This window comes from Pantoea sp. X-Soil-ISGK-275 (assembly GCF_059730795.1).
Window position 1 is genome coordinate 212399 of record NZ_AP035976.1, and the last position, 26414, is coordinate 238812.

A 26414-nucleotide genomic window follows, 5' to 3' on the forward strand; every position below is an offset into this window, starting at 1 on the left:
GTGCCTGGATCTTGAGGGTCGCAGTTGAGAGTCGAAGTCTGAAAAAAGCAGAGCTACGGTCGGAACATGCTAAACTGTTAAGTAGCGCAACTTTCTTTACGGTCAATCCTCCAGGTGTTAGATTGATCACGTTTCCAGCAATTATTTGCCCAATATCTTTATTATTAAGCGGCAAAATTCGGAAACAGGGTGCTTAACACTGGGACAATCAGGCGAAACGTCTTGTACCTCTACATTGAGACACTGAAACAGAGACTGGATGCGATTAACCAGCTGCGTGTAGATCGCGCACTGGCTGCCATGGGACCTGCTTTCCAGCAAGTCTACAGTCTGCTGCCAACATTATTGCACTACCATCATCCACTGATGCCTGGCTACGTTGAAGGTAACGTTCCGCATGGCGTCTGCCTCTACACGCCCGATGAAAACCAACTTCAGCTGCTGCAGAACTTAGCGGGCGGTCAAGCGCTCGAGCTCAGCTCTGCCGTGGCGGGCGAACGTCCGATTACCGGCATTTACTCAATGGGCAGCACCTCGTCCGTTGGGCAAAACAGTATCTCCGATCTTGATATCTGGGTGTGCCACCAATCATGGCTGGATAATGAAGAGCGCCTCAATCTGCAGCGTAAGTGTACGCTGTTACAGAAATGGTGTGTGTCGATGGGTGTGGAAGTCAGCTTCTTCCTGATTGACGAGAACCGTTTCCGCCATAACGAAAGCGGCAGCCTCGGCGGTGAAGACTGCGGTTCTACCCAACATATTTTGCTGCTGGATGAGTTTTACCGTACCGCCGTGCGTATGGCGGGTAAACGCATCCTGTGGAACATGGTGCCTGGCGAAGAGGAGCACCATTACGACGATTACGTCATGTCGCTCTATTCACAAGGCGTTCTGACGCCGAATGAGTGGCTGGATCTCGGCGGGCTTGGCACGTTGTCAGCGGAAGAGTACTTCGGTGCCAGCTTGTGGCAGCTGTATAAAAGTATCGATTCGCCATACAAAGCGGTGCTGAAAACCCTGCTGCTGGAAGCCTACAGCTGGGAATACCCCAACACGCAGCTGTTGTCGATGGACATCAAGCAGCGCCTGCACGACGGCGAAATTGTCTGCTTCGGTCTCGATCCTTACTGCATGATGCTGGAACGCGTAACGCGCTATCTCACCAGCGTTGATGACATGGCGCGTCTTGATTTAGTACGTCGATGTTTCTATTTAAAAGTGTGTGAAAAGCTCTCGAGCGAAGATCACCATCATCAGCGCACCGGCTGGCGTCGCGAGATTCTTTCGCAGCTGGTTAAAGAGTGGGGCTGGGATGAGGAGAAGTTAGCGGTTCTGGATAACCGCGCGCAATGGAAAATCGAACGCGTACGCGAAGCGCACAATGAGTTACTGGATGCGATGATGCAGAGCTATCGCAACCTGATTCGCTTTGCGCGTCGCAACAATTTAAGCGTCAGCGCCAGCCCGCAGGATATCGGCGTGCTGACGCGTAAACTGTATGCCGCGTTCGAGGCGCTGCCGGGTAAAGTCACCTTAGTGAACCCGCAGATTTCGCCCGATCTTTCGGAAGAGAATCTCACCTTTATTCACGTCCCGGCGGGCCGCGCCAATCGCGCCGGTTGGTATCTGTATAACCAATCGCCGGACATGAGTTCCATCATCAGCCATCAGCCGCTGGAATATAACCGCTATCTGAACAAGCTGGTGGCGTGGGCGTGGTTTAACGGTTTGCTGACCAGCAAAACGCGTCTGCATATGAAAGGCAACGATCTGTGCGATCTGCCACGTTTGCAGGAGCTGGTGAACGATGTGTCGAGCCACTTCCCGCTGCGCGTGCCGGCACCGACGCCGAAAGCGCTCTACAGCCCGTGCGAAATTCGTCACTTAGCGATTATCGTTAACCTTGAACACGATCCTACCTCGGCGTTCCGCAATCAGGTGGTGCATTTTGATTTCCGTAAGCTGGATGTGTTCAGCTTCGGTCAGCAGCAGCAATGCCTGATTGGCAGCATCGATCTGCTCTATCGCAACTCGTGGAATGAAGTGCGTACGCTGCACTTCAACGGCGAGCAGGCGATGATTGAGGCGCTGAAAACCATTCTGGGCAAAATGCATCAGGATGCTGCGCCACCGGATACGGTGGAAGTGTTCTGCTACAGCCAGCATCTGCGCGGTTTAATTCGTACCCGTGTGCAGCAGCTGGTTTCGGAATGTATTGAGCTCCGTCTGTCGAGCACGCGTCAGGAACCGGGCCGCTTTAAAGCGTTGCGCATGGCGGGCCAAACCTGGGGCTTATTCTTCGAACGCATGAGCGTGTCGGTGCAGAAGCTGGAAAACGCCGTCGAATTCTATGGCGCGATTTCTAACAACAAGCTGCACGGCTTGTCGATCAAAGTGGAATCGAACCAGACGCCGCTACCGCCGGTGGTAAACGGCTACGCCAGCGAAGGCATCATTCAGTTCTTCTTTGAAGACACTAATGACGATCGCGGCTTCAACATCTATATCCTCGACGAAACCAATCGCGTTGAGGTTTATCACCATTGCGAAGGCAGTAAAGAAGAGCTGGTGCGCGACGTGAGTCGATTCTATTCGTCGTCGCATGACCGTTTTACCTACGGTTCCAGCTTTATCAATTTCAACCTGCCGCAGTTCTACCAGATTGTGAATACTGGCGAACGTTTCCAGGTGATTCCTTTCCGCAGCCAAACGTTAACGCAGCTCTGCGCTACGCAGCCTGACAACGACAACGGCGACTTCCAGCCACGCTACCAAATGCATTGATCCCGCCTGCGTTCGCGCGGCGGGATGCGCTGTAACTCTGACCTGCCGCAGGAAATGCGGCTATTTCCTGTTGCTTTTACAACGTCAACTGCGATGATAAGCAACCATGGCTTAAGGACAGAAGAGCAGACAGAATGATACGAGTGATGAGTCAGCTGGGTATGGCGCTGGCACTGGTCAGCCTGGTAGGCTGTGGCCTGAAAGGACCGCTGTATTTCCCGCCGCAAGATCAGCCAAACAAGCCGAAACAGCAGGTCACCGAGCAGCAGCAAAAAGCCGCTCAGGATGCTGATGTCGGTGGTTTGGTTACCAGCAAGCCTGGTTCGCAGGCGAACTAAAATCTATGAGTAATCCGGCGGAGCAGAAAATGCAGTTCTCAAAAATGCACGGTCTCGGCAACGACTTTATGGTTGTGGATGCTGTGACGCAAAACGTCTTTTTTTCGCCGGAACTGATTCGCCGCCTGGCGGACAGAAATCTGGGGATCGGTTTTGATCAGCTGCTGATCGTCGAGCCGCCCTACGATCCGGATCTCGATTTCCATTACCGCATTTTCAACGCCGATGGCAGCGAAGTCGCGCAGTGCGGCAACGGCGCGCGCTGTTTCGCCCGCTTTGTGCGTCTGAAAGGGTTGACCAACAAAAGCGACATTCGCGTCAGTACGCAAACCGGCCGCATGGTGCTCAGCGTCACCAATGATGAGCTGGTGCGCGTCAATATGGGCCAACCGAACTTCGAACCGCAAAGCGTGCCGCTGCGTGCCAATAAAGCCGAGAACCTTTATTTGCAGCGTGTGGCCGATCAAACCGTGATGTTTGGTGCGGTATCAATGGGCAATCCGCACTGCGTGATTCAGGTCGAGAGCGTGAAAACCGCGCCGGTGGAAACGCTCGGTCCAGAGCTGGAAAGCCACGAGCGTTTCCCGGAGCGCGTCAACGTCGGTTTCATGGAAGTAGTCAATCGTGAACACATCCGTCTGCGCGTATACGAACGTGGCGCGGGCGAAACCCAGGCATGCGGCAGCGGCGCGTGTGCGGCGGTGGCCTGCGGCGTTCAGCAGGGCATTTTGGCGGAGAACGTTCGCGTCGATTTGCCGGGCGGAACGCTGCATATTGCCTGGAAAGGGGAAGGGCAACCGCTGTTTATGACCGGTCCTGCCACACACGTCTACGATGGGTTTATTCATCTATGAAAAATGTCGAAGAGCAGACCGAAAGCGAGGTTTTGCTGGACGATCAATCGGTAAGCGCATTTCTGCGCGAAAACCCCGATTTCTTTATTCGCAATGCGCGCCAGGTCGAACAGATGATGGTGCCGCATCCGGTACGCGGCAGCGTTTCGCTGGTGGAGTGGCATATGGCGCGTCAGCGTAACCACATCCAGCAGTTGGAAGAGGAGATCACGCTACTGATGGAGCAGGCTACGGCTAACCATCAGCTGTTTGATCGCCTGCTGGCGCTGCAAGGTCATCTTGCCGCCGCCGACAGCTTACAAGAGATGCTGACGCGTCTGCATCGCTGGGCGCGCGAACTCGGTCTGGCCGGTGCGCACGTGCGCGTGTTCAATGACAAATGGCACATCGGCGCGCCATCTGACTTCACCCAACTCGGCTTATCGCGTCAGGCATTCGAACCGCTGCGCATTCAGCGCTTCGGTAATGAACATCACTATCTCGGCAGCCTCAACGGCCCGGAACTGCTGCTGCTGTTGCCGCAGGCCAAAGCGATTGGCTCGGTGGCGATGTCGCTGATGGGCGAACGTGGCGAGCTGGGCGTATTGATGTTCACCAGCCGCGATAATCAGCACTATCAGGCAGGCATGGGCACGCTGCTGCTGCAGCATCTGGCGCAAATGCTGCCGGACTTGCTGTCACGCTGGATTGAACGCGCATGAGTCACGTCAGTCCGCTGCTGCCGGCCGTGGATGACTTTCTGCGTTATCTGAAGGTCGAGCGCCAGCTCAGTCCGCTGACGCAAAAGAATTACCAACGGCAATTGCAGGCGATTATGGCAATGGCCGATGAGATGAAGCTGACGAGTTGGTCGCAGCTGGAACCGGCGCAGGTGCGCAGCCTGGCGGCGCGCAGCCGCCGTGGCGGTTTGGGCGCCAGCAGTCTGGCGCTGCGCATGTCGGCACTGCGCAGTTTTCTCGACTGGCAAGTCCATCAAGGCATGCTGAGCGCCAATCCCGCCAAAGGCATTTCCACGCCGCGTAACGCGCGCCATCTGCCGAAAAACATGGACGTCGATGAAGTTAACCAACTGCTGGAGATCGATCTCAACGATCCGCTGGCGGTGCGCGACCGCGCGATGCTGGAAACCATGTACGGCGGCGGCTTGCGTCTCTCCGAGCTGGTGAATATGGATTGTCGTCACATGGATTTGGACGCGGGCGAAGTTCGGGTGCTGGGTAAAGGCAGCAAAGAGCGCCGCGTACCGATTGGCGGCACGGCGGTCACCTGGATTCAGCACTGGTTATCGCTGCGTGATAGCTTTGCGCCGCAGGATGATGCGGTGTTTGTCTCTAGCCGCGGCAGCCGGATTTCGACGCGCAACGTGCAGAAGCGTTTTGCCGAATGGGGCATCAAGCAAGGCGTTGCCAGCCATATTCATCCGCATAAACTGCGCCACTCTTTTGCCACGCATTTGCTGGAATCGAGCGGCGATCTGCGCGCGGTACAGGAACTGCTCGGTCACGCTAATCTGGCGACCACGCAAATCTATACCCATCTGGATTTCCAGCATCTGGCGACGGTTTATGATGCGGCCCATCCGCGTGCCAAACGAGGAAAGTCTTAATGAAGTTTTATCGTCCGCTCGGCCCGATCAAAGCGATCACTTTTGATCTCGACGACACCTTGTATGACAACCATCCCGTGATCCGCAAAACCACCGCCGAATCGCACGCTGCACTGCAGGCGTATCATCCGGCGCTGCGTGAATTCACCCTGGCAGATTATCAGGCGCTGCGTAATGAGTTGCTGGCGCGTGAGCCGGAAATTTATCACGACGTGTCTGAATGGCGCCGCCGCTCGGTGGAGCTGGCGTTGCTCAATGTCGGCTTATCGGCATCAGAAGCCAGTGCCGGTGCCCGCGACGTGATGAGCGTGTTCCATCACTGGCGCAGCGAAGTGACGATGCCGGAAGAGACGCATCAAACGTTGACGTGGCTGGGCGAGCGCGTGCCGCTGGTGGCGATCACTAACGGTAACGCCTGCCCGGAAAAGCTCGGCATCCATCATCACTTCCAGTTCGCGCTGCGTGCCGGTCCGCACGGTCGCGCTAAGCCGTGGCAGGATATGTATCATCTGGCCGCTGAGCGTTTGGACATCGCCCCGCAACACATTCTGCACGTTGGCGACGATCTCACTACCGATGTTGCCGGTTCGCTGCGTGCCGGCATGCAAGCCTGCTGGATCAACCTGCGTGAAGGCAATCTGATGAAGATCGACGATGCGCGTTTGCTACCGCATGTTGAAATTGATCGGTTGGCATCTCTGACCTCGCTGCTATAATCAACAGCTGTAAATACATCCAGTCGTATCCATCATCATTCGACTTGCCGCCGCGTTGGCTGCGCGTGCTCACCCCGGTCACTTACTCATGTAAGCTCCCGGGGATTCACACACTTGCCGCCTTGCTGCAAGCCGAATGATTTTGGATACGTATCTCAATTGTTAAAACGGTGCTTATGGACGTTTCTGAACTGCTTGACGGCTTGAATGACAAACAGCGCGAGGCGGTCGCCGCACCGCGCAGCAACCTGCTGGTGCTGGCCGGAGCAGGCAGTGGCAAAACCCGTGTGCTGGTGCATCGCATTGCGTGGCTGCTGTCGGTAGAGAACTGCTCGCCGTATTCGATTATGGCGGTGACCTTTACCAACAAAGCGGCGGCGGAAATGCGCCATCGTATCGATCAGCTGATCGGCACCAGCCAGGGCGGCATGTGGATTGGTACCTTCCACGGCCTGGCGCATCGTTTACTGCGCGCGCATCACCTTGATGCCGGTTTGCCGCAGGATTTCCAGATCCTCGACAGCGACGATCAGCTGCGTCTGCTAAAGCGCCTGATCAAAGCCATGAACCTTGATGAGAAACAGTGGCCTGCGCGTCAGGGCATGTGGTACATCAACGGCAAAAAAGATGAAGGTCTGCGACCAAAACACATCGAAAGCTACGGCAATCCGGTTGAACAAACCTGGCTGCGCATCTATCAGGCGTATCAGGAAGCCTGCGATCGCGCTGGTTTAGTGGATTTCGCCGAGCTGCTGCTGCGCGCCCACGAACTGTGGCTCAACAAGCCACATATCCTCAACCATTATCGCGAGCGTTTCAGCAACGTGCTGGTGGACGAATTCCAGGATACCAACAACATCCAGTACGCATGGATTCGCATGCTGGCGGGTGATACCGGCCGGGTGATTATCGTCGGCGATGACGATCAGTCGATTTACGGCTGGCGCGGGGCGCAGGTGGAAAACATCCAGCGCTTCCTGCAGGATTTCCCTGGCGCGGAAACCATTCGCCTGGAGCAGAACTATCGCTCGACCAACAACATTCTGAAAGCCGCGAACACGCTGATCGCCAACAACAATGGCCGCCTCGGTAAAGAGCTGTGGACCGACGGCAGCGATGGCGAAAAGATCTCGCTCTACTGCGCGTTCAACGAGCTGGATGAAGCGCGCTTTGTGGTCAATCGCATCAAAAGCTGGCATGAAAACGGCAACGCACTGCAGGATTGCGCCATTCTCTATCGAAGCAACGCCCAATCGCGTGTGCTGGAAGAGGCGCTGCTACAGGGCAGCATGCCTTATCGCATTTATGGCGGCATGCGCTTCTTCGAGCGTCAGGAGATCAAAGATGCTTTGGCCTATCTGCGTTTGATGGCCAATCGCAATGACGATGCGGCATTTGAGCGTGTGGTGAACACGCCGGTGCGCGGCGTGGGCGATCGTACGCTCGACGTGGTGCGCCAGACCGCGCGCGATCAGCAACTCACTTTGTGGCAGGCTACGCGCGAGCTGCTACAGAACAAAGTCTTAGCCGGACGCGCCGCATCGGCGCTGCAACGCTTCTGCGAGCTGGTCGATTCACTGGCCAGCGAAACATCCGAGATGCCGCTGCATGTGCAAACCGATCGCGTGATTAAAGACTCCGGTTTATGGGTGATGTACGAGCAGGAGAAGGGCGAAAAAGGCCAGGCGCGTATTGAAAACCTTGAGGAACTGGTCACGGCAACGCGCCAGTTCAGCTATCAGGACGAAGACGAAGATCTGATGCCGCTGCAGGCGTTCCTGTCGCATGCGGCGCTCGAAGCGGGCGAAGGTCAGGCCGACAAATGGCAGGACGCGGTGCAGCTGATGACCATGCACTCGGCGAAAGGGCTGGAGTTCAGCCAGGTCTTTATCGTCGGCATGGAAGAGGGCATGTTCCCCAGCCAGATGTCGCTGGATGAAGGCGGTCGTCTGGAAGAGGAGCGTCGTCTGGCTTACGTTGGCGTGACGCGTGCGATGGTCAAGCTGACGCTCACCTATGCCGAAAGCCGTCGTCTTTATGGTAAGGAAGTGTATCACCGTCCATCACGCTTTATCGGCGAGCTACCGGAAGAGTGCGTGGAAGAGGTGCGTTTGCGCGCCAGCGTCAGCCGTCCGGTGAGCCATCAGCGCATGGGCACGCCCATCGCTCAAAACGACAGCGGCTTCACGCTCGGCCAACGCGTGCGTCATGCCAAGTTCGGCGAAGGCACCATCATCAACCTCGAAGGCAGCGGCGAACACAGCCGTCTGCAAGTGGCGTTTCAGGGCCAGGGAATCAAGTGGCTGGTGGCGGCTTACGCCCGTCTTGAGACGGTGTAGCGCGGTTGCGCTACCTTGACGACTTTTTCGTCTCAGCGTAACATGCGCGCACTATTATCATGAGAGGACAATGCCTTGGACGCGCCCAGTCGATGCTGGCTCAATCACCTGTTTAACAGGAACTCCTAAGGTTACCTCTTTTAGCTGGTAGCCTTAGCGGTTATCAGCGACCTCCCTTTTTTACTCTCGTCGCGTGAGTTAGCACTGATTTACCCTTGAAGCGAAAGTTTCCGTGTTCAGGCTTCGCCGTGCCCGTAATCTACAGTGGTCACCGCCTTGTCCCATTCCGAAAAATGGGGAGTTATTGCTATGCTGAGCGCATTTAAACTCGATCGTAATCGCCTGACGCGCATCGAGCTGGAAGAAGACAACGACAAACTCAACACGTCTGTTTGGGTCGATCTGATCGAACCCGACGACAGCGAACGCGATCGTGTGCAGTGCGAGCTCGGCCAGAGCCTGGCAACGCGTCCGGAGCTGGAAGACATCGAAGCCTCGGCGCGTTTCTTCGAAGACGAAGACGGCCTGCACATTCACTCCTTCTTCTTCTTTGAAGATGCCGAAGACCACGCGGGTAACTCCACCGTGGCATTCACCATCCGCGAAGATCGACTGTATACGCTGCGCGAACGCGAGCTGCCGGCTTTCCGTCTCTATCGCATGCGTGCGCGCAACCAGATGCTGACTGATGGCAACGCCTATGAACTGTTGCTGGATCTGTTTGAGACCAAAATCGAACAGCTGGCGGATGAAATCGAGAACATCTATAGCGCGCTGGAGAAACTCAGCCGCGTGATCATGGAAGGCCAGCAGGGCGAAGAGTACGACCAGGCGCTGTCACGTCTGGCAGAGCTGGAAGATATCGGCTGGAAAGTGCGTTTGTGTCTGATGGATACCCAGCGCGCCCTCAACTTCCTGGTGCGCAAAGCGCGTCTGCCGGGCAACCAGCTGGAGCAGGCGCGTGAAATCCTGCGCGATATCGAATCACTGCTGCCGCATAACGAATCGCTGTTTCAGAAGGTTAACTTCCTGATGCAGGCGGCGATGGGCTTCATTAACATCGAGCAGAACCGCATCATCAAGATCTTCTCGGTGGTATCGGTGGTGTTCCTGCCGCCAACGCTGGTGGCATCAAGCTACGGCATGAACTTCGAGTTTATGCCAGAGCTGAAATGGAGCTTTGGTTATCCGGGCGCGATTAGCCTGATGATCCTCGCCGGCCTTGCGCCGTACCTCTATTTCAAACGCAAGAACTGGTTGTAACCGTTCTCAAGTCCAGGTCGTCATGAATGACGACCCTACAAAACCGCTCATGACAAACGTAGGGTCGCCATTTATGGCGACCTGGTAGATAAACTTCAATTTTCTGCGTAACCTGTTGGCTCTGCTCACTATCTGATTCTCTCCTATGGCGCGCTTCTCATTGCGACTGCAATGGACACTTCTGCTGATTGCTTCGTTAGTGCTGGGGATGATCCTCCAGCTGTTTCACCTTCCTGCGGCATTGCTGCTTGGCCCAATGATCGTCGGCACCGCAATGGGTTTGTCCGGCGCCACCGTGCGCATCGATAAACGCCTCTTCGTGCTGGCACAAGCGGTGCTCGGCTGCATGATCGGCCAGACTTTATCGCCGGGCATTCTCACACCACTGATCCAGGATTGGCCGGTGGTGCTGGCGGTGCTGCTGCTGACGTTAGCGGCCAGCGGCTTGTCCGGTTTTCTTTTGGTGCGCTTTAGTAATTTGCCTGGCCCAACTGGCGCTTGGGGATCATCGCCCGGCGGCGCTTCGGCGATGGTGGCGATGGCCGGTGATTTCGGGGCAGATGTGCGGCTGGTGGCGTTTATGCAGTATTTGCGCGTGCTGTTTGTCGCCACCGCTGCTGCCGTGGTGGCGCGCATTGGCCTCGGCACCAACGGCGGTGCGGCTGAACTGGTGTGGTTTCCCGCGCTGCACAGCAGCTTTCTGCTGACATTGCTAGTGATGTTCGCCGGTGCGTGGCTCGGCCAGAAGCTGCGCATTCCTTCCGGTGCTTTGCTGCTGCCGGCGCTGATTGGCGCGGTGCTGCACGGCACCGATGTAGCGACCTTGCAGGTGCCAGAATGGTTGCTGGCGCTGGCTTATGCGTTGATTGGCTGGAGCGTGGGATTGCGTTTCACCCGGCCGATTTTCAAGCTGGCGCTGCGAACGCTGCCGCAAATGTTGCTGTCGATTTTCGGTTTAATGCTGCTGTGCGGCGGATTAGCCTGGATGCTGACACGCGTTTTGCACGTCGATCTGATGACCGCCTATCTGGCAACCAGCCCGGGCGGGCTGGATACCGTGGCGATTATTGCGGCCGGCACGCGGGTCGATATGGCATTTGTCATGGCGCTGCAGACGCTGCGTCTGTTCACCATCTTGCTCACCGGCCCGGCGCTGGCGCGTTTTATTTCACGCTATGCGCATGCGCGCCCGAGCTGAGAACGCGACCGCATCAATAATGAACACGGCGAGCGCCAGCCAGATAAAGCCGAAGGTCACCATTTTATCCGGCGTCAGGCTCTCGCCGTAGAACAGTATCGCCAGCAGGAACATCAGTGTCGGGCCGAGATACTGGAAGAAGCCGACAGTCGATAAGCGCAGACGCGCGCAGGCGGCCGCAAACAGCATCAGCGGAATGGTGGTGATAATGCCCGCCGCGACCAGCTTGAGATTAAGGCTCATAGCGTTGGCGCTGAGATGACTGGTGGCGCTGTCGGCAAAGCCAAACAGGTAAATTGCCGCCAGCGGAAACAGCCACAACGTCTCGATCAGCATGCCGCTCTGCGCATCGACCTGAATCTTTTTGCGCACCAAACCGTACAACGCAAAACTCAGCGCCAGGCCAAGGCCGATAATCGGCAGCGATCCAAACTGCCACAACTGCACCAGCACGCCGGTTGTCGCCAGCAATACCGCCAGCCACTGCAAGCGGCGGAAGCGTTCACGCAGGAACAGCATGCCAAACACCACGTTAATTAGCGGGTTGATAAAGTAGCCGAGGCTAGCTTCCAGCATGTGCTGATTGTTCACCGCCCAGATAAACAGCAGCCAGTTGCCGCCAATGGTCACGGCGGTCAGCGCCAGCAGCAGCACCTTTTTCGGCTGCGCCAGCACGCTACGTACCTGCGCCCAGCTACGCGTCAGGGTGATCAGCAGCAGCATAAACAGCGCGGACCAAATCACACGATGCGTCATAATTTCGGTGGCGGGCACCGCTTTGACCAGCTTGAAGTAGGCGGGCGCGATGCCCCAAATAAAGTAAGCGCCGAGCGCGTAGCCAATACCCTGGCGAGTTTGTTGCGAATCCATCATGTCATTCCAAAAGTACTGATTAGCCAATCATGTAGGTGGCGGTAGCGGTAGCGATGTAATCGCCTTGCTGGTTATGTAACTCCACGCGCGCCACGGCAACTTTGTTGCCGCCGCGCAGCAGGCTGCTGGTGGCGATAAAGCGCTCGCCGCGGCCAGGGCGCAGATAGTCAACGCGCATATCGATGGTGCCCATGCGGGACAGGCGCTGACGCAGTTCTTCCTCGGTAATGCTCTCCTGTCGCGTCAGCGCATAGCTGACACACACTAGCCCGGCGGCGACATCCAGTACCGAGGCGATGACGCCGCCATGCAAAATCTGCTGCGCCGCGTTGCCGACCAGCATGGTTTTATTGGCGAAGCCGAGTTCGGCGTAATCCGCTTCCAGTCGATCCAGCTCTAATCCGAGCGCCTGATTGAAGGGCATGTGATAAACAAAAATTTCGCCAATCAGACGGCGCGCTTCCTGCTGTGTCAGCAACGGGGATGACATAATTCCTGCCTTAAAATGTTAACGAGTTGTGTATATTATGCCGCGTTCGAGCCGCTTTCCAGTTTCGGAAATCGGCGCTGATCAACCGCAGGTTTTGCGTGTAGAATGGCCTGCTTTTTGAACCGTCACTTGACGATTACGACACGCAGTTCTCTGGAGAATTCTATGCGTAAGCATTACGCCTTGCTGGCCGCGGCGCTGATCCTTCCTGGCCTGGTGCAGGCTGAAGAAGCCACGATAAAAGAGGTTCATGATGCACCGGCAGTGAAGGGCAGCATTATCGCTAACCTGCTGGAGAAACACGATAACCCGTTCGTACTTTATCCTTACGAAAACAACTATCTGCTCTACACCTACACCACCGACATGAACAAAGAGGCGATCTCTTCGTACAACTGGGCAGACAAAGCTAAAAATGATGAAGTAAAATTCCAGCTCAGCCTGGCGTTTCCGCTATGGCGCGGCATTTTAGGCGATAACTCGGTGCTGGCGGCGTCCTATACTCAGCGCTCGTGGTGGCAGCTCTCGAACCGTGGTGCGTCATCACCGTTCCGTGAAACCGATTATGAGCCACAGATTTTCCTCGGCTGGGCCACCGATTACACCTTCGCAGGCTGGACTTTACGCGATGTGGAAACTGGCTTAGTGCATCAGTCGAACGGCCGCAGCGAGCCAACTTCGCGCAGCTGGAACCGCGTTTACGCGCGCTTCATGGCGCAGAACGGCAATCTGCTCGCGGAGATCAAACCTTGGTATCGTCTGCCAGAAAGTGAAAGCAATGACGATAACCCGGACATCACCAAATACATGGGTTACTACCGCGCCAAGCTCGGCTATATGATGGGCGAGAACATTTTCAGCGTGGAAGGTAACTACAACTGGAACAGCGGCTTCGGCGGTGCAACTTTCGCCTGGAGCTACCCAATCTCTGAACATGTGCGCTTTTACACGCAGGTGTTCAGCGGTTATGGTGAATCGTTGATCGACTATAACCATCGCCAGACGCGCTTCGGCGTGGGCGTGACGCTCAACGATCTGTTCTAACCCGCAACAAAGACAGGATTACCGTGGCAACATCGGCAGTGCTTAATCAGGAAATGCTGGCGCAGCAGGTATTACAAGATACCTTCGGCTATCAGCAGTTCCGCCCAGGTCAGCAAAACATCATCGAAACCGCCCTGTCAGGACGCGATTGTCTGGTGGTGATGCCGACTGGCGGCGGCAAATCGCTGTGCTATCAAATCCCGGCGCTGGTGCGCGAAGGGCTGACGCTGGTGGTTTCACCGCTGATTTCACTGATGAAAGATCAGGTCGATCAGCTGCTGGCCAACGGCGTGGCTGCAGCGTGCCTCAACTCGACGCAGACGCGTGAGCAGCAGCAGCAGGTGTTTGCGGATTGTCGTACCGGCAAGCTCAAGCTGCTGTATATCGCGCCTGAACGTCTGATGATGGACAATTTCCTCGACAGCCTGCACCAGTGGAATCCGGTGATGCTGGCGGTGGATGAAGCGCACTGTATTTCGCAGTGGGGCCACGATTTCCGTCCGGAATATGGCTCGATCGGCCAGCTGCGTCAGCACTTCCCTGATTTGCCGGTCATGGCATTGACCGCCACCGCCGATGAAACCACGCGTAACGATATCGTCCATCTGCTGCAGATGGACGATCCGCTGATTCAAATCAGCAGCTTTGACCGCCCCAATATTCGCTACACGCTGGTGGAGAAATTCAAACCCACTGAGCAACTTCTGCGTTATGTGCAGGATCAGCGCGGCAAAAGCGGCATCATTTACTGTAACAGCCGCGCCAAAGTGGAAGACACCGCCGCGCGCCTGCAGAGCCGTGGTTTGAGCGTTGGCGCGTATCACGCCGGCATTGATAGCGCGCAGCGTGCCAGCGTGCAGGAAGCCTTCCAGCGTGACGATCTGCAAATTGTGGTCGCTACCGTGGCGTTCGGGATGGGCATTAACAAACCCAACGTGCGCTTTGTGGTGCACTTCGATATTCCGCGCAACATCGAATCCTATTATCAGGAAACCGGCCGCGCCGGGCGCGATGGCCTGCCTGCCGAAGCGATGATGCTTTACGATCCGGCCGACATGGCGTGGTTGCGTAAATGTCTGGAAGAGAAAGTGCCTGGCCCGTTGCAGGATATTGAACGCCACAAGCTCAATGCGATGGGCGCGTTTGCTGAAGCGCAAACCTGTCGTCGTCTGGTGTTGCTGAACTATTTCGGCGAAGGTCGCCAGCAGCAGTGCGATAACTGCGATATCTGCCTCGATCCGCCGCGTCGCTACGACGGTTTGCTGGAGGCGCAAAAGGCGCTGTCGAGCATCTATCGTACCGGCCAACGCTTTGGAATGGGCTATATTGTTGAAGTTTTGCGCGGCGCCAGTAATCAGCGCATTCGCGACAACGGCCACGACAAACTGCCGGTGTACGGCTTAGGCCGCGAGCACAGCCACGAACACTGGATCAGTGTGCTGCGTCAGCTGATCCACCTCGGGATGGTAACGCAAAACATCGCCATGCATTCGGCGCTGCAACTCACCGAAGCGGCGCGTCCGGTATTACGTGCGGAAGTGCCGCTGATGCTGGCGGTGCCGCGTATCGTGACGGTGAAAACGCGCGGCAGCAGTTCGCCGAAGGTGCACAGCGGCAATTACGATCGCCAGCTGTTTGCCAAGCTGCGTAAGCTGCGCAAAGCGATTGCCGATGAAGAGAATATTCCGCCGTACGTGGTGTTTAACGATGCCACGCTGATTGAAATGGCAGAACAAATGCCGATTAGCGCGTCAGAAATGCTCAGCGTGAACGGCGTCGGTCATCGCAAACTGGAGCGTTTTGGTAAGCCGTTCCTGGTGATGATCAAAGAACATGTTGATGAAGGTTAAAGGAAAAAATTCATGCTGATGTTATTCGCCACCGTCGCGCTGGTGCATTTGGTTGCGCTGATGAGTCCCGGCCCGGACTTCTTCTTTGTGTCGCAAACGGCGGCGAGCCGCTCGCGCAAAGAGGCGATGATGGGCGTTTTGGGCATTACGTTGGGCATTGTGATTTGGGCCGGTGTGGCGCTGATGGGCCTGCATCTGATCCTGGAAAAAATGGCCTGGCTGCATGAAATCATTATGGTTGGCGGCGGCTTGTATCTGCTGTGGATGGGCTGGCAGCTAATGCGTTCAGCGCGTCAACGTCACAAGCAGCCGCAATCGGAAGCGCCGGTGGTGGAGCTGCCGAAAAGAGGCATGAGCTTCCTGAAAGGTTTCCTGACTAACCTGTCGAACCCAAAAGCGATCATCTACTTCGGTAGCGTGTTCTCACTGTTTGTTGGCAACGACGTCGGCGCGATGGAGCGCTGGGGTTTGTTCCTGCTGATTATCGGTGAGACGTTCGCGTGGTTTACGCTGGTGGCGGCGATTTTCGCTATGCCGTGGATGCGTGATAAGTATCAGCGGATGGCGAAGTGGGTGGATGGTATGGCGGGCGTGTTATTCGCGGGTTTTGGCATTCATCTGATTATTTCGCGCTAAGCCTGGTTTACTTGCCATTTCGGCACCGGGCAGTGCTCGCCCTCCTCACGTACTACGTGTACGCTCCGGGGGCTGCGCGCTGGCCGGCACCGAACTGGCTGCGCCACCGACGGCTTTGAATTGGCTGCGGCTTTCTTTTACGCCATTCTGCGGGCGCTGGCTAACAGCGCGCCCACCGCCATAAACAATCCACCAAAGGTGCGGTTCAGCAGCTTCATCTGCTTCGGTCCTTTAATCCAGCCGGCGATACGCGTTGCCAGCGTGGCGTAACCAATCATCACGATGATATCGACCACAATGGTGGTCACGCCGAGCACCAGATATTGCATCAGCTGCGGCTGGTGCGGCTGAATAAACTGCGGGAACAGCGCGGCAAGAAACACGATGCTTTTCGGGTTGGTGAGGTTCACCAACAAGGCACGCTTAAACAGGCGGCGACGCGGCATGGCTTTGGCAACGGCGTCGAGATCGATACCGCCCGCTGAGCGCCACTGCTGAATGCCCAGCCACACCAGATAGGCTGCGCCAGCCCACTTCAGGACTTCAAACGCCAGAATCGATTGGGAAAACAGCGCACCCAAACCGGCGCCGACCAGCACAATATGAATCGCCAGGCCAAGCTGCAAGCCGGTAATCGATGCAACCGCGCCGCGATAACCGTGGCTAATACCGGTACTCATGGTGTTAATCGCACCGGAACCGGGTGAAAGGCTGAGGATAGTTGTGGTCAGCAGGTACGTTAACCACCATTCAATGGTCATGTGTGACATTCCCTGAAGTTAGCGAAGTGTGACACAATACGACAGAAAATCGCCGCACGCTACGCAGCACGGGCGCGCGAATCACGTTTTTTTCAGGGGGACGGATGCAGCAGCATAAACAGAGTTGGCTCGGACGTGAGCGAGGCTTTTCGGCCTTTGCTACCGGTCCGCTGCTCGACTTCTGGCGTCGCCGTGAAGAAAGTGAATTCACCGGTGTCGGCAACCTGAAGATTCGCTACGTTCGTTTCACCTCACCGCAACATCGTCGTGTCATTCTGGTCGTGCCTGGCCGCATTGAGAGCTATATCAAGTATCCTGAACTGGCTTACGACCTGTTTATGTGCGGCTACGATGTGGTGATCCTCGACCATCGCGGTCAGGGACGATCTGAACGTCTGCTGGAAGATTCGCATCGCGGCCATGTGGTGGAATTTGGCGACTACGTTGACGATCTGGAAACGCTGTATCTGAAAGAGATAGTCAGCAACCATTATCAACAGCGCTACGTGCTGGCTCACTCGATGGGCGGCGCGATTTTAGCGCTGTTTCTGGCGCGTCAACCGCAGGCGTTTCATGCTGCGGTATTCTCCGCGCCGATGTTTGGCATTGTGCTGCCGCTACCGGACTGGATGGCGCACCGCATTCTGGACTGGACCGAAAAACTGCCCGCGCTGCGTGAGGGCTACGCATTGGGCACCGGGCGCTGGCGCGCCAATCCGTTTGGCATCAACCGCCTGACGCACAGCCGTGAACGCTATCGCCGCAACCTGCGTTTTTACGCCGACGATCCGGCGCTTCGCGTTGGTGGTCCCACTTATCACTGGGTGCGCGAAGGCGTGCAGGCCGGGCGCGACATCTTCAATCAGGTGGCGAACATCACCACGCCGACCTTGCTGCTGCAAGCCAGTGAAGATGATGTGGTGGATAACCGCTCACAAAATCTCTTTTGTACGGCGATGGCCGAAGCAGGACATCCCTGCGCGGGCAACGCGCCGTATGTGATCAAAGGAGCGCGTCATGAGATCCTGTTTGAAACAGACGCGATGCGTGCCGAAGCGTTAAACGCGGTGGTCGATTTCTTTGAACGCCACGCTTAATCAATTTTACTTTCCGATATCAACACCCGAGGTTTACATGTATCACATCGTCGCATCCGACCTGGATGGCACGCTGCTCTCTCCGGATCACCGCCTGACGCCGTTCGCTCGCACTACGCTGCAGGAACTGGTGGCGCGAGACATCCACTTTGTTTTTGCCACCGGCCGTCACTATATCGACGTCGGACAGATGCGCGATAAGCTCGGTATTCCGGCTTACATGATCACGTCTAATGGTGCGCGCGTGCACAACGCCGAGGGTGAGCTGGTGTTCAGCCACAACCTCGACGCCGACATCGCCAGCGATTTGTATGGCCTGCAATATCATGACGAGCACATCCTGACGCACGTTTATCGCGACGATGAGTGGTTCATGAGCCGTCATCGCCCAGATGAGCAGGACTATTTCCGCGAATCGGTATTTAACTATCAGGTTTACCAGCCGGGCATGCTGCCGACCGACGGCATCAGCAAAGTGTTCTTCACCTGCGAAGATCCGGAGCGCCTGGTTCCAATGGAGCAGGCGATTGAAGCGCGCTGGGGCGATCGCGTGAATGTCAGCTTCTCGTTGCCAACGTGCCTGGAAGTGATGGCGGGCGGCGTTTCCAAAGGTCACGCGCTGGAAGCGGTAGCGAAGCAGCTCGGCCACTCGCTGAAAGCGTGCATAGCCTTCGGCGACGGCATGAATGATGTGGAGATGCTCAGCATGTCAGGCAAAGGCTGCATCATGCGTAATGCACAGCAGCGCCTGAAAGATACCTTGCCGACGCTGGACGTGATTGGCAGCAACGCGGATGACGCCGTACCGCACACGCTGCGTAAATTGTTCCTCGCCTAAAAAAATGGGCCGGTTATCACCGGCCCGTTCTGGTTATTCCAGCTGTTTCTTGTGCTTATGTTCACTGACCATGGTGAGCAGCAGCAGAATTACCGCCAGCACCGATCCGCCAATCATCACAATAAATCCGCCGTCCCAGCCGAAGTAATCCACGGTATAACCGACAATGGCACTGGCCGCTACCGATCCGCCGAGATAGCCAAACAGCCCGGTAAAGCCCGCTGCCGTTCCGGCCGCTTTTTTCGGCGCCAGCTCCAGCGCGTGCAAGCCAATCAACATCACCGGACCGTAAATCAGGAAGCCGATCACAATCATGCACAGCATGTCGATGCCTGGATTGCCTGGCGGGTTCAGCCAGTACACCACGGTGGCGATGGTCACCAGCGTCATAAAGAACACGCCGGTTGCGCCACGGTTGCCGCGGAACACTTTGTCCGACATCCAGCCGCACAGCAGCGTGCCGGGAATACCGGCATATTCATAGAAGAAGTAGGCCCACGAGGATTTATCCAGTGTGAAGTGCTTCACCTCTTTCAGGTAGGTCGGCGACCAGTCGAGAATGCCGTAACGCAGCAGGTACACAAACACGTTCGCCAGTGCGATGTACCACAGCAGCTTATTGGGCAGAATGTACTGCATGAAAATCTGCTTCGCCGTCAGCTCCTGCTCGTGCTCCTCGTTGTAATCCGGCGGATAATCATTCTTCCACGCTTCAATTGGCGGCAAACCGCAGGATTGCGGCGTGTCGCGCATCAAGGCAAAGGCGATAATGGCGATGAGAATGGCGCCAAACGCCGGCATATACAGCGCGGCTTTCCAGTCGTTAAACCACGCCATGCCAAGCAGGAACAGCAGCGGAGGAATACCGCCACCGACGTTATGCGCGCAGTTCCACACCGATACGATTCCGCCGCGCTCTTTCTGCGACCACCAGTGCACCATGGTACGCCCGCACGGCGGCCAGCCCATGCCCTGGAACCAACCGCACAGGAACAGCAGCACAAACATCACCATGATGCTGGAGGTGGCCCACGGCACGAACCCCATCACCAGCATCACCGCCGCAGCGAGAATTAATCCGGCGGGCAAAAATACGCGTGGATTCGAGCGGTCCGATACCGAACCCATAATGAATTTTGAGAATCCGTAAGCGATGGAAATGCCCGAGAGCGCAAAGCCGAGATCGCCGCGCGAAAAACCTTGTTCCACCAGATAAGGCATCGCCAGCGCAAAGTTCTTACGCACCAAATAGTAGGCGGCATAGCCAAAAAATATTCCCAGGAAAATTTGCCAGCGCAGGCGACGATAGAGTGGATCGACACGATCATCGGCCACTTGCGGGCGATGCGGTGCAGGTTTGAAGATACTCAACATGAGTGTGGCCCTCCAGGGCGCAATATAGTTATGGATTCCCAGCAGGTTGGGGCAAAAGCAACAGACGTTAAAAATGGAAAAGCGAAGTTTCCATTTCGCGCAAAGGATAGTGATGGTCACGCGCGGTTACTGTGACATGTGACACATATGTTACAGTTTTATGACATTAGAGAGCGATAAAAACCAGGAAATGTTGTATTTCGCGCATTTTTATCCAGGCGAATAGGCGATCAGTTAAAACTAATTGTCGTCATTTTGTACAATCGTAAACCAGATAGTTCACGCCAATCGCGACAGTTTGTTTACACTAACGCCACTGTTCATTTTGAGATCGTTACCGTGCCGTTACTGATCGTTACCACCATTCTGTGGGCTTTTTCCTTCAGTTTAATCGGGGAATACCTCGCAGGTCAGGTGGATTCCTGGTTCTCTGTGTTAATGCGTCTGGCGCTCGCCGCCATCGTCTTCTTGCCGTTCCTGCGCTGGCGCGGATATCGTGCTTCCACCATCCTGCTGTATATGCTGGTGGGCATGCTGCAGCTCGGCATCATGTACCTGCTGAGCTTTGAAGCCTATCTCTATCTGAGCGTGACCGAATTCCTGCTGTTCACTGTGATGACGCCGCTGTACGTCACGCTGATCTACGATTTGCTCAGCCGACGTCCGCTGCGTATCGGCTATGCTTTCAGCGCATTGCTGGCGGTCATTGGTGCGGCGATTATTCGTTACGACAAAGTCAGCGATCATTTCTGGTTCGGCTTGCTGCTGGTGCAGGCGGCAAATATCTGCTTCGCCATCGGCATGGTGGGCTACAAGCGTCTGCAGGAAACCCGTCCGATGCCGCAGCACACCGCGTTTTCGTGGTTCTATCTGGGCGCAGTGATCATCGCGGTAATCGCGTGGAGCTTGTGGGGCAATCCGAACAAACTGCCCACCACCTCGCTGCAGTGGGGCATTCTGGTGTGGCTGGGCGTGGCGGCTTCAGGATTGGGCTACTTCATGTGGAACTACGGTGCGACGCAGGTGGATGCTGGCACGTTGGGTATTATGAACAACATGCATGTGCCTGCTGGCTTGCTGGTGAATCTGGCGATCTGGCAGGAGAAACCGCATTGGCCAAGTTTTATCGCCGGTGCCGCCGTGATTTTTGCATCCCTGTACGTACATAAACGCTGGGTGCTCGGCAAGACCACCAAAAGCCACGCCTAGGCCGAAAGGGAGGGGATAGCGCGGCAGAGAAGCAAAGCATCCGAGCCATGGATGGCGAGGCTGATCCACAGGGAAGTGGTTACTCTTTGCGATCTGCCGCGCTATCCCTGACCCGGCTCGAACAAAGAAGCGATTACGCTTTCTTAGCCGGACCGGGACGATGAATCATCGTCAAACCTTTCAGGAAATTACGCAGAATCTGGTCACCGCATTCGCGGAAATTCTTATGGTCTGGATTGCGGAAAATCGCGCCAACCTCAGCCTGTGAAATCTTAAAGTTCGCTTTCAGCAGCACATCCGGGATATCGGTGGTCTTCAGCTCAAACGCGATACGCAATTTCTTCATGAAAATGTTGTTATTCATGCGGCGCTCAATCGAAGGCGCGGGCGCATCTTCACTCTTACCGCGACGGTAAAAAATCAGACCGTTGAGGAAATAACCCATCAACACATCCGGCAGCTTACGAAACGCAGCATCGTCATCCTTCTTCATCCACGCCTGCACGTCTTCCAGCGGCACTTCACTCCCCGCTAAGGCAAAAATCTCCACCACTTTGCTATCGCTCAAATCAAGCATATAGCGCACGCTGCGCAGAACATCGTTACTCATCATGGTGAAACTCTCTTGGTCGCGGGTTGAGGCGGCGCATTATAGAGCAGGCGGGACAGGGATAACAGCGCGGGCGACCTTCGCCGCCCAACAACATCAGGATGAGAGGGTTTGCAGTGAGCCGGGACGCGCGGCATCGCGCACGAAGGGCAGATGTTCACAGGCGTGCTGACGGGCAAACCGCACAAAGGCTTCCATCACCGGCTGACGCTGCTCGCCTTCGCGTACGGCGGCATACAGGCGGCTCCACAGGCCATCACCCAAAGTCTTGGTCACCACCAAACCTTGCTGCTCAAAATTCTCGACCACCCAATGTGGCAGCGCGGCGATGCCCATGCGTGCCGACACCATTTGAATCAGTAACAGCGTATTGTCCACGCTCTTCAAAGCCGGGCTTACGCCCGCAGGCTGCAGGAAATGGCGCCACACATCTAAACGCTGACGCTGAACCGGATAGATCATCAATACCTCATCGGCCATATCTTCCGGGGAAATATGCTCAAGCTGCGCCAATGGATGATCCGGTGCCATCACCAAACGCACTTCAAAATCGAACATCGGTGAATAGAACAATCCGCTGCGCGGCAGAATATCGGAGGTCAACACCACATCCAACTCGCCCTGCTGCAATGCGGGTTGCGGATCAAAGGTCACACCGGATTTGAAATCCATCACTACCTGCGGCCAGCTCTGGCGGAAATTATTCAGCGCAGGCGTCAGCCACTGAATACAGCTGTGACACTCAATGGCGATACGCAACGTGGCCTGATGCGGCTCATGACACGCCTGCAAAGCCTGTTGAATCTGCGGCAAAACCTGCTCGGCCAACTGCAGCAAAATCTCTCCCTGCGGCGTAAAACGCAGCGGCTGGCTTTTGCGCACAAACAGACGAAAGCCCAGCCGCTGCTCCAGATCGCTGAACTGGTGAGACAACGCCGATTGCGTCTGATGAAGCTGTGAGGCGGCGGCGGCTAACGAGCCGGTGTTCCGTAACGCCTGCAGCGTCCGCAGGTGTTTGAGTTCGATCATGAGAATCCTTCACATCGAGATTGAACAAATTGCGCTTGAGGAACATACAGTACCCGCAGATTATGGCGGTGTAAACATCTGGACGGCTAAACATCTCTGCACCCTACTCAGTTAAGAATATCTGGAGAACAGAAAATGACCATTCTGAACCACACTCTCGGTTTCCCTCGCGTTGGATTGCGTCGTGAATTGAAAAAAGCACAGGAAAGCTACTGGGCAGGTAAAAGCTCACAGGAAGAGCTGCTGGCGGTGGGGCGCGAACTGCGCGCCCGTCACTGGCAACAGCAGAAAGAGGCGGGAGTCGATCTGTTGCCGGTCGGTGATTTTGCCTGGTACGATCACGTGCTGACAACCAGCCTGCTGCTGGGTAACGTGCCCGCACGCCACCAGAACAAAGATGGATCCGTTGATCTCGACACGCTGTTCCGTCTTGGTCGTGGCCGCGCACCAAGCGGTACACCGGCGGCAGCGGCGGAAATGACTAAATGGTTCAACACCAACTATCACTATATGGTGCCGGAATTCACGCAAGGCCAGCAGTTCAAACTGACCTGGACCCAACTGCTGGATGAAGTCGACGAAGCGCTGGCGCTCGGCCACAAGATTAAACCGGTGCTACTCGGCCCGGTTACCTATCTGTGGCTGGGTAAAGTGAAAGGTGTGCCTTTCGATCGCCTGTCATTGCTCAAAGACATTCTTCCGGTTTACCAACAGGTGCTGGCGGAACTGAAAAAACGCGGCATCGAATGGGTACAAATCGACGAACCTGCACTGGCGCTGGAATTGCCGCAGGCGTGGCGCGATGCATACAAACCGGCTTACGACGCGCTGCAGGGTGAAAGCAAACTGCTGCTCACCACCTATTTCGACAGCATCGGCCAGAACCTCGACGTGATCAAAGCGCTGCCGGTGCAAGGCTTGCACGTTGACCTGGTGCACGGCAAAGACGATATCCAGCAGCTTAATGGGCAGATCCCGGCAGATTGGCTGCTTTCTGTCGGCGTGATCAACGGCCGTAACGTGTGGCGCGCGGATCTCAGCAGCTGGTTTGAACGTCTGCAGCCGCTGGTGGGCCAGCGTCAACAATTGTGGATCGGATCATCTTGTTCGCTGCTGCACAGCCCAATCGATCTCAGCGTGGAAACGCGCCTCGATGAAGAGGTGAAAAGCTGGTTCGCCTTTGCCCTGCAGAAGTGTGCGGAGCTTGCACTGCTGAGTCAGGCGCTGAACAACAACGATGCCACTTCGCTGGTGGAGTGGAGCGCACCGATTCGTGCGCGTGCCAACTCCACGCGCGTGCATAATGCCGCAGTCGGCGAGCGTCTGGCGAAAATCCAGGCCAAAGATGTTGAACGTACCAGTAACTACACAGAACGTGCCAAAGCGCAGCGTAACCGCTTCAACCTGCCAGCATGGCCGACCACCACCATCGGTTCATTCCCGCAAACTACCGAAATTCGCGGCCTACGTCTCGACTTTAAAAAAGGCAACATTGATGGCGGTAACTACCGTACCGGCATCGCCGAACACATCAAACAGGCGATTGTTGAGCAGGAACGTTTGGGCCTCGATGTGCTGGTGCACGGAGAAGCAGAACGTAACGACATGGTGGAATACTTCGGCGAGAACCTCGACGGCTTCGTGTTCACCCAAAACGGCTGGGTTCAGAGCTACGGTTCACGCTGCGTTAAACCCCCGATCATCATCGGCGACGTGAGCCGTCCACAAGCCATCACCGTTGAGTGGGCGAAGTACGCGCAGTCGCTGACCGACAAGCCGGTGAAAGGCATGCTGACCGGTCCGGTAACGATTCTCTGCTGGTCATTCCCGCGTGAAGATGTGAGCCGTGAAACCATCGCCAAACAGATTGCGCTGGCGCTGCGTGATGAAGTGGAAGATCTGGAAAAAGCCGGGATCGGCATTATTCAGATCGATGAACCGGCACTGCGCGAAGGTCTGCCGCTGCATCAGTCCGATTGGGCCGCGTATTTGACCTGGGCGGTGGATGCATTCCGTCTCAATGCCGCCGTGGCGCAGGATGACACCCAGATTCACACCCACATGTGTTATTGCGAGTTCAATGACATTATGGATTCGATTGCCGCGCTGGATGCGGACGTCATCACCATCGAAACCTCACGTTCCGATATGGATCTGCTGGATACCTTCAAGGAGTTCGACTATCCCAACGAAATCGGTCCGGGCGTGTATGACATTCACTCACCGAACGTGCCGAGCGTGGAGTGGATGGAAGAGTTGCTGCGCAAAGCGGCGCAGAGCATTCCGGAAGCGCGTTTGTGGGTGAATCCAGATTGTGGCCTGAAAACCCGGGGCTGGACGGAAACCCGTCAGGCATTGGCGAATATGGTCAAAGCGGCGCAAAACCTGCGGGGTGAAACGGCTTAGTCGCGGTAAATGAGATGGGGGCGCAGAGGCGCCCCTTTTTATTAGGCGTTCGGCGCCACGCCATGCTGCGCGAACCACGCCAGCATGCGTTGCCAGCCATCTTTGGCGGAATCGGCGTGATAGCTGGCACGATAATCCGCGTTGAAAGCATGTCCGGCATCCGGATACACCACGATCTCTGCCTTGGCATTGGCGGCGTGCAGCGCCTGACGCATCTTATCAATGCTTTCCAGTGGGATGCTCTCATCCTGACCACCGTAAAGACCCAGCACCGGCGCATTTAAATCGACCGCAACATCAATCGGATGCTTCTGCTGCTTCAACGTCTTTTCACCGTCTAAGCGGCCATACCACGCCACCGCTGCGCGGACCTGGGGATTGTGCGCGGCAAACAGCCAGCTAATGCGTCCGCCCCAGCAGAAACCGGTAATCGCCAGACGACGGATATCACCATCGTGGCGCGTGGCCCAGTTGGCCACATGATCGAGATCGGACAACACCTGCGAATCTGGAACTTTGCTCACTAGCTCTTTGAACAGCGTGGGAATATCGTTGTAATCGTTGGGATCGCCTTCACGAAAATAGAGTTCGGGCGCGATCGCCAGATAACCTTCCAGCGCCAGACGGCGGCAGACATCGCGGATATGCTCGTGCACGCCGAAAATCTCCTGCACCACCAACACCACCGGCAAGGTGCCTTGATACTCTTTTGGTCGGGCATAATAAGCAGGCAGATTTTCGCCCTGGCTTGGAACCGAGGTCTCGCCAGCATGAATGGCGTCGCTGCTGGTAATAATGGTGCTGCTTGCGGTGGGCTGAACGGCCGGTGCAAAGCCGCCGGGTGCCGTTTTTTGTGCCATATTGTCTTCGGTTTTCATTGTTCTCTCCGTGCTAGCAAATGCGCAATCACGTAACTATAGCCTGGCGAAGTAAAGCAAGGCTGGCGTAAGGTGCAGAGGGATTTTTTTCACGTGTGCTGCTTCTCTATTAACATTGCCACCAACACTTACGCAGCACCGCTTGTAGCAATTCAGAATTGCACAGCGCTAATGCGTGATGTAAGTCACATAATGTTTTTCTTATAATGTAATTTTCATTA

General features: G+C 56.0%; 23 protein-coding genes. 16 read left to right on the forward strand and 7 right to left on the reverse strand.

Annotated features, from left to right (window positions below; translation table 11 throughout):
* Window positions 1-222: 222 nt before the first annotated feature.
* The 9 genes from AC6I8A_RS00950 (at window position 223) to AC6I8A_RS00990 (ending at window position 11098) form a co-directional block, all read left to right on the forward strand.
* Window positions 223-2784: a class I adenylate cyclase gene (locus tag AC6I8A_RS00950; RefSeq protein WP_293795726.1), complete on the forward strand. Its 2562-nt coding sequence runs from the start codon at window positions 223-225 to the stop codon at window positions 2782-2784.
* Between the two features lie 134 nt (window positions 2785-2918).
* A complete protein-coding gene (gene lptM / locus AC6I8A_RS00955) occupies window positions 2919-3122 on the forward strand; it encodes an LPS translocon maturation chaperone LptM (protein WP_256698040.1) in 204 nt (67 codons plus the stop codon).
* A 29-nt stretch (window positions 3123-3151) separates the two neighbouring features.
* Window positions 3152-3976 carry a diaminopimelate epimerase gene (gene dapF / locus AC6I8A_RS00960; RefSeq protein WP_008105772.1) on the forward strand — a complete coding sequence of 275 codons (825 nt, stop codon included), beginning with the start codon at window positions 3152-3154 and terminating at the stop codon, window positions 3974-3976.
* Window positions 3973-4677 (forward strand): DUF484 domain-containing protein, encoded by a 705-nt coding sequence (locus AC6I8A_RS00965; protein WP_061719368.1) that lies wholly within the window; start codon window positions 3973-3975, stop codon window positions 4675-4677. The genes dapF and AC6I8A_RS00965 overlap by 4 nt, the downstream gene beginning before the upstream one ends.
* Window positions 4674-5582, forward strand: a complete 909-nt coding sequence (gene xerC / locus AC6I8A_RS00970; RefSeq protein ID WP_256698044.1) for a tyrosine recombinase XerC — start codon at window positions 4674-4676, stop codon at window positions 5580-5582. The genes AC6I8A_RS00965 and xerC overlap by 4 nt, the downstream gene beginning before the upstream one ends.
* The gene (gene yigB / locus AC6I8A_RS00975) at window positions 5582-6298 is read left to right on the forward strand and encodes a 5-amino-6-(5-phospho-D-ribitylamino)uracil phosphatase YigB (RefSeq protein WP_497817891.1); all 717 of its coding nucleotides are present in this window, start codon (window positions 5582-5584) and stop codon (window positions 6296-6298) included. Before xerC ends, yigB begins: the two co-directional genes overlap by 1 nt.
* Window positions 6299-6474: 176 nt before the next feature.
* On the forward strand, window positions 6475-8637 hold the full coding sequence (uvrD, locus tag AC6I8A_RS00980; RefSeq protein WP_154156861.1) for a DNA helicase II: 2163 nt from the start codon (window positions 6475-6477) through the stop codon (window positions 8635-8637).
* Window positions 8638-8946: 309 nt separating this feature from the next.
* On the forward strand, window positions 8947-9900 hold the full coding sequence (gene corA, locus AC6I8A_RS00985) for a magnesium/cobalt transporter CorA (RefSeq protein ID WP_008105777.1): 954 nt from the start codon (window positions 8947-8949) through the stop codon (window positions 9898-9900).
* A gap of 145 nt (window positions 9901-10045) precedes the next feature.
* Entirely contained in the window at window positions 10046-11098 is a 1053-nt protein-coding gene (locus tag AC6I8A_RS00990) for an AbrB family transcriptional regulator (protein WP_265301690.1), read from the forward strand.
* On the opposite strand, the gene rarD is transcribed toward AC6I8A_RS00990, so the two are convergent.
* Both rarD and AC6I8A_RS01000 read right to left on the reverse strand, forming a co-directional pair.
* Window positions 11069-11968 (reverse strand): EamA family transporter RarD, encoded by a 900-nt coding sequence (rarD, locus tag AC6I8A_RS00995; protein WP_265301692.1) that lies wholly within the window; start codon window positions 11966-11968, stop codon window positions 11069-11071. The genes AC6I8A_RS00990 and rarD overlap by 30 nt on opposite strands.
* Before the next feature lie 22 nt (window positions 11969-11990).
* Window positions 11991-12461: a thioesterase family protein gene (locus AC6I8A_RS01000; protein ID WP_008105780.1), complete on the reverse strand. Its 471-nt coding sequence runs from the start codon at window positions 12459-12461 to the stop codon at window positions 11991-11993.
* Between the two features lie 165 nt (window positions 12462-12626).
* Between AC6I8A_RS01000 and pldA the strand changes: the two genes are divergently transcribed.
* From pldA to rhtC, 3 genes are read left to right on the forward strand one after another with little or no spacing between them, the layout of a single operon-like run.
* Complete coding sequence (gene pldA / locus AC6I8A_RS01005) at window positions 12627-13505, forward strand: phospholipase A (RefSeq protein ID WP_222185719.1); 879 nt, start codon at window positions 12627-12629, stop codon at window positions 13503-13505.
* 23 nt (window positions 13506-13528) lie between these two features.
* Window positions 13529-15355: an ATP-dependent DNA helicase RecQ gene (recQ, locus tag AC6I8A_RS01010; RefSeq protein WP_101763748.1), complete on the forward strand. Its 1827-nt coding sequence runs from the start codon at window positions 13529-13531 to the stop codon at window positions 15353-15355.
* Window positions 15356-15367: 12 nt separating this feature from the next.
* A complete protein-coding gene (rhtC, locus tag AC6I8A_RS01015; protein WP_008105783.1) occupies window positions 15368-15991 on the forward strand; it encodes a threonine export protein RhtC in 624 nt (207 codons plus the stop codon).
* Window positions 15992-16128: 137 nt separating this feature from the next.
* On the opposite strand, the gene rhtB is transcribed toward rhtC, so the two are convergent.
* Window positions 16129-16752 (reverse strand): homoserine/homoserine lactone efflux protein, encoded by a 624-nt coding sequence (rhtB, locus tag AC6I8A_RS01020; RefSeq protein ID WP_256698051.1) that lies wholly within the window; start codon window positions 16750-16752, stop codon window positions 16129-16131.
* Between the two features lie 104 nt (window positions 16753-16856).
* Between rhtB and pldB the strand changes: the two genes are divergently transcribed.
* Window positions 16857-17849: a lysophospholipase L2 gene (pldB, locus tag AC6I8A_RS01025; protein ID WP_497817892.1), complete on the forward strand. Its 993-nt coding sequence runs from the start codon at window positions 16857-16859 to the stop codon at window positions 17847-17849.
* A gap of 37 nt (window positions 17850-17886) precedes the next feature.
* Complete coding sequence (gene yigL, locus AC6I8A_RS01030) at window positions 17887-18687, forward strand: sugar/pyridoxal phosphate phosphatase YigL (RefSeq protein WP_256698054.1); 801 nt, start codon at window positions 17887-17889, stop codon at window positions 18685-18687.
* Between the two features lie 33 nt (window positions 18688-18720).
* Here yigL and glpT read toward each other — a convergent pair whose 3' ends face one another.
* Complete coding sequence (gene glpT, locus AC6I8A_RS01035; RefSeq protein ID WP_293795744.1) at window positions 18721-20061, reverse strand: glycerol-3-phosphate transporter; 1341 nt, start codon at window positions 20059-20061, stop codon at window positions 18721-18723.
* A 339-nt stretch (window positions 20062-20400) separates the two neighbouring features.
* Between glpT and AC6I8A_RS01040 the strand changes: the two genes are divergently transcribed.
* Window positions 20401-21270 (forward strand): carboxylate/amino acid/amine transporter, encoded by an 870-nt coding sequence (locus AC6I8A_RS01040; protein ID WP_256698057.1) that lies wholly within the window; start codon window positions 20401-20403, stop codon window positions 21268-21270.
* Between the two features lie 133 nt (window positions 21271-21403).
* On the opposite strand, the gene AC6I8A_RS01045 is transcribed toward AC6I8A_RS01040, so the two are convergent.
* Both AC6I8A_RS01045 and metR read right to left on the reverse strand, forming a co-directional pair.
* Entirely contained in the window at window positions 21404-21883 is a 480-nt protein-coding gene (locus tag AC6I8A_RS01045) for a YehS family protein (protein WP_154194529.1), read from the reverse strand.
* Window positions 21884-21976: 93 nt separating this feature from the next.
* Complete coding sequence (gene metR, locus AC6I8A_RS01050; protein ID WP_008105792.1) at window positions 21977-22909, reverse strand: HTH-type transcriptional regulator MetR; 933 nt, start codon at window positions 22907-22909, stop codon at window positions 21977-21979.
* 135 nt (window positions 22910-23044) lie between these two features.
* Here metR and metE point away from each other — a divergent pair, with 135 nt between their 5' ends.
* Window positions 23045-25315 (forward strand): 5-methyltetrahydropteroyltriglutamate--homocysteine S-methyltransferase, encoded by a 2271-nt coding sequence (metE, locus tag AC6I8A_RS01055; protein ID WP_479486462.1) that lies wholly within the window; start codon window positions 23045-23047, stop codon window positions 25313-25315.
* A 41-nt stretch (window positions 25316-25356) separates the two neighbouring features.
* On the opposite strand, the gene AC6I8A_RS01060 is transcribed toward metE, so the two are convergent.
* Window positions 25357-26193: a dienelactone hydrolase family protein gene (locus AC6I8A_RS01060; RefSeq protein ID WP_479490290.1), complete on the reverse strand. Its 837-nt coding sequence runs from the start codon at window positions 26191-26193 to the stop codon at window positions 25357-25359.
* Window positions 26194-26414 lie beyond the last annotated feature (221 nt).